Consider the following 3,472-nt stretch of genomic DNA (forward strand, 5'->3'; position numbering starts at 1 on the left):
AATCTCTGCGCAGATGAAAGATTTGCGCACTAAGTACAGCCCAGATTCTTTGTTCTTCATTGGCTCCTCAAAGCATAACAACGAACAGTCTTATCTAATGCGTAAGTGGGTTTCTTTCTTTGGAACCAACAACACAGACCATCAAGCACGTATTTGTCACTCCACAACAGTTGCCGGTGTTGCAAACACCTGGGGCTATGGTGCGATGACCAATAGCTATAACGACATGATGAATGCCAAGGCAGCTTTGTATATTGGTTCAAACGCTGCAGAAGCACATCCAGTGTCTATGCTTAGCTTGTTGCATGCAAAAGAAAATGGTTGCAAAGTCATCGTAGTTGACCCACGCTATACCCGTACTGCAGCCAAGTCTGATCAGTATGTTCGTATTCGTTCAGGTACTGATATCCCATTCTTGTTTGGTGTTCTGTATCACATCTTCAACAATGGTTGGGAAGATAAGAAGTACATCAATGACCGCGTGTACGGTATGGATGAGATCCGCAAAGAAGTTATGGAAAAGTGGACTCCAAAGAATGTAGAAGAAGCTTGTGGAGTTCCAGAAGCGCAGATGTACAAAGTTGCTGAAACTATGGCGAAGAATCGTCCAAGCACTTTGGTCTGGTGTATGGGTCAAACACAGCACACCATTGGTAATGCGATGGTTCGTGCATCTTGCATTTTGCAATTAGCTTTAGGCAACATCGGTAAGTCCGGTGGTGGCGCAAATATTTTCCGTGGTCACGATAACGTTCAAGGTGCAACTGACGTTGGCCCTAACCCAGATTCATTGCCTGGCTACTATGGTCTTGCAGCTGGCTCATGGAAGCACTACGCCACAGTATGGGGTGTGGACTATGAGTGGATCAAAGGTCGCTACGCTCCAAACATGATGGAGAAATCAGGCACTACAGTTTCTCGTTGGGTCGATGCGGTACTTGAGAAGAATGACATGATTGATCAGCAAACCAGCGTCAAAGGTTTGTTCTTCTGGGGTCATGCACCAAATTCACAAACTCGCGGTCTCGATATGAAGCGCGCGATGGATAAGTTGGATTTGTTGGTGGTAGTCGATCCATATCCAAGTGCGACTGCGGCAATGGCAGCAATGCCTCCTGCAGAAGGCGATGCTGTGAATAAGAATCGCAACGTGTATTTATTACCAGCTACAACGCAGTTCGAAACAACTGGTTCTGCTACAGCATCCAATCGTTCGCTGCAGTGGCGTGAGAAAGTAATTGATCCGTTGTTTGAATCCGTTCCTGACCACGTGATCATGCAAGCGTTTGCTGATCGTCTTGGTTTCGGTCAAGAATTGTCAGTTAACTACAAGATGTTGAGTTCGAAATATGCAGGTAAGCAGTGGAGAGAGCCTGAAATTGAATCCATCTTGAGAGAAATTAATCGTGGTGTGTGGACGATTGGCTACACAGGTCAAACTCCTGAGCGCTTGAAAGCTCACATGAGAATGGCGGGCGTATTTGATCCGAAGACATTGAAGTCACGTGGTGGTATTGATCCAGTAACTGGCTACGACACTACAGGCGATTACTATGGCTTGCCTTGGCCTTGCTACGGAACTGCAGCTATCAAGCATCCTGGCTCACCAAACCTCTATGACACCAGTAAGAGCGTCATGGAAGGCGGCGGTAATTTCCGTGCAAACTTTGGCGTTGAAAAAGATGGCAAGAATTTATTGGCTGAAGATGGCTCTTACTCTAAGGGTTCAGCGATTAAAACTGGATACCCAGAGTTTGACCATGTCTTTATGAAGAAACTGGGCTGGTGGAGTCAGTTGACCGAGGAAGAGCAGAAGGCAGCTGAAGGTAAGAACTGGAAGACTGACTTATCTGGTGGTATTCAACGCGTTGTCATGAAGAACGGTTGTCATCCATTCGGTAATGCAAAAGCACGTGCAGTAGTGTGGAACTTCCCAGATGCGATTCCTGTTCATCGTGAAGCTCTCTACAGTACTAACGAGCCAATGATGCGCAAGTACCCAACTTCTGCCGATAAGAAGAATTTCTGGCGCTTGCCAACACTTTTCAAAACAGTTCAGGATAAGAACTTGAATGAGAAGCTCTACGAAAAGTTCCCAATCATTTTGACCTCAGGTCGTTTGGTTGAGTACGAAGGTGGAGGAGACGAAACTCGTTCCAACCCATGGTTGGCAGAGTTGCAACAAGAGAACTTTGTCGAGATCAATCCTAAGGCTGCAGAAGTTCGCGGTATTAAGAACTGGGATTACGTATGGGTGAAGTCACCAACCGGCGCCAAGATTAAGGTGCGCGCACTGGTAACTCCACGCGTTGATCAAGGCACTGCATTCGTACCATTCCACTTTGCAGGCTGGTGGCAGGGTAATAACTTGCGCAAATATTACCCAGAGGGCGCTGCCCCTGTAGTCTTAGGTGAAGCGGTAAATACTGCAACAACCTATGGCTATGACCAGGTAACGATGATGCAAGAAACCAAAACCACTATGTGCCAAATCGAAAAATTTGCCTAAGTTAAAAAATAAAGTCAGGAGAACATCATGGCAAGAATGAAATTTATCTGCGATACAGAGCGTTGCATTGAGTGCAACGGCTGTGTCACAGCTTGTAAAAACGATAACGAAGTGCCTTGGGGTATCAATCGTCGCCGAGTTGTTACGGTAAATGACGGCATTGTTGGTCAAGAAAAGTCTGTTTCAGTTGCTTGTATGCACTGTTCAGATGCGCCTTGTATGGCGGTTTGCCCAGTAGATTGCTTCTATCGCACCGACGAGGGTGTGGTGTTGCATGACAAAGACATCTGTATCGGTTGTGGCTATTGCTCTTTTGCCTGCCCATTTGGTGCGCCTCAGTTCTTAAGTCAGGGTGCCTTTGGTTCACGCAGCAAAATGGACAAGTGCACCTTCTGTAGCGGCGGTCCAGAAGCTAACGGTAGCGTTGCCGAATTTGAGAAGTATGGTCGCAACCGCTTAGCTGAAGGTAAGTTACCTTTATGTGCTGAGATGTGTTCAACCAAGGCTTTGATTGGTGGTGATGACGAAGTGATTTCTTCAATCTACGCCAAACGTGTCTCAGTTCGTGAGGCAAATGGCCGCTATCCAAGTAACGATATCTTCGGTTGGTCTACTGCTTATGGTCCATCAGGATCACCTGCACCGAAGCCAACGCCTGCTGACAAAATTCCAGGAGCAAAGTCATGAAATTAAATTTCAAAACTCTCGGCTTATGTTTGGCTGCTGGTACTTTGTTGGCGGCATGTTCCGAGCCTCCAGAAATTGCAGCGAAAGCTGCCAAGCGTCCTGATGTAGCCCCTTATATGGGTGCTGACAATGGATTCATGACAAAGGGGTGGACTCCGGGTAATCAAGCTAGCTGGGCGGAGGCGATTAACAAGCGCAATCAGAAGCAATCTGAGTATTCACGCGCTAAGTGATCAGTTAAACAACAATAAATAAAACGAAAACGTTTAAGGATAT

General features: G+C 46.5%; 3 protein-coding genes. All 3 read left to right on the forward strand.

Translation table 11 applies throughout. The annotated features are described in order from the left end of the window. The coding region (locus B7Y67_RS13345; protein ID WP_293599071.1) for a formate dehydrogenase subunit alpha at nt 1–2,509 on the forward strand (2,509 nt) is incomplete at its 5' end. A gap of 27 nt (nt 2,510–2,536) precedes the next feature. Beyond that, the gene (gene fdh3B / locus B7Y67_RS13350) at nt 2,537–3,196 is read left to right on the forward strand and encodes a formate dehydrogenase FDH3 subunit beta (RefSeq protein WP_293599072.1); all 660 of its coding nucleotides are present in this window, start codon (nt 2,537–2,539) and stop codon (nt 3,194–3,196) included. Next, nucleotides 3,193–3,429 carry a hypothetical protein gene (locus tag B7Y67_RS13355; protein ID WP_293599073.1) on the forward strand — a complete coding sequence of 79 codons (237 nt, stop codon included), beginning with the start codon at nt 3,193–3,195 and terminating at the stop codon, nt 3,427–3,429. Before fdh3B ends, B7Y67_RS13355 begins: the two co-directional genes overlap by 4 nt. The last annotated feature ends 43 nt before the right edge of the window (nt 3,430–3,472 follow it).

This window comes from Polynucleobacter sp. 35-46-11 (assembly GCF_002281105.1).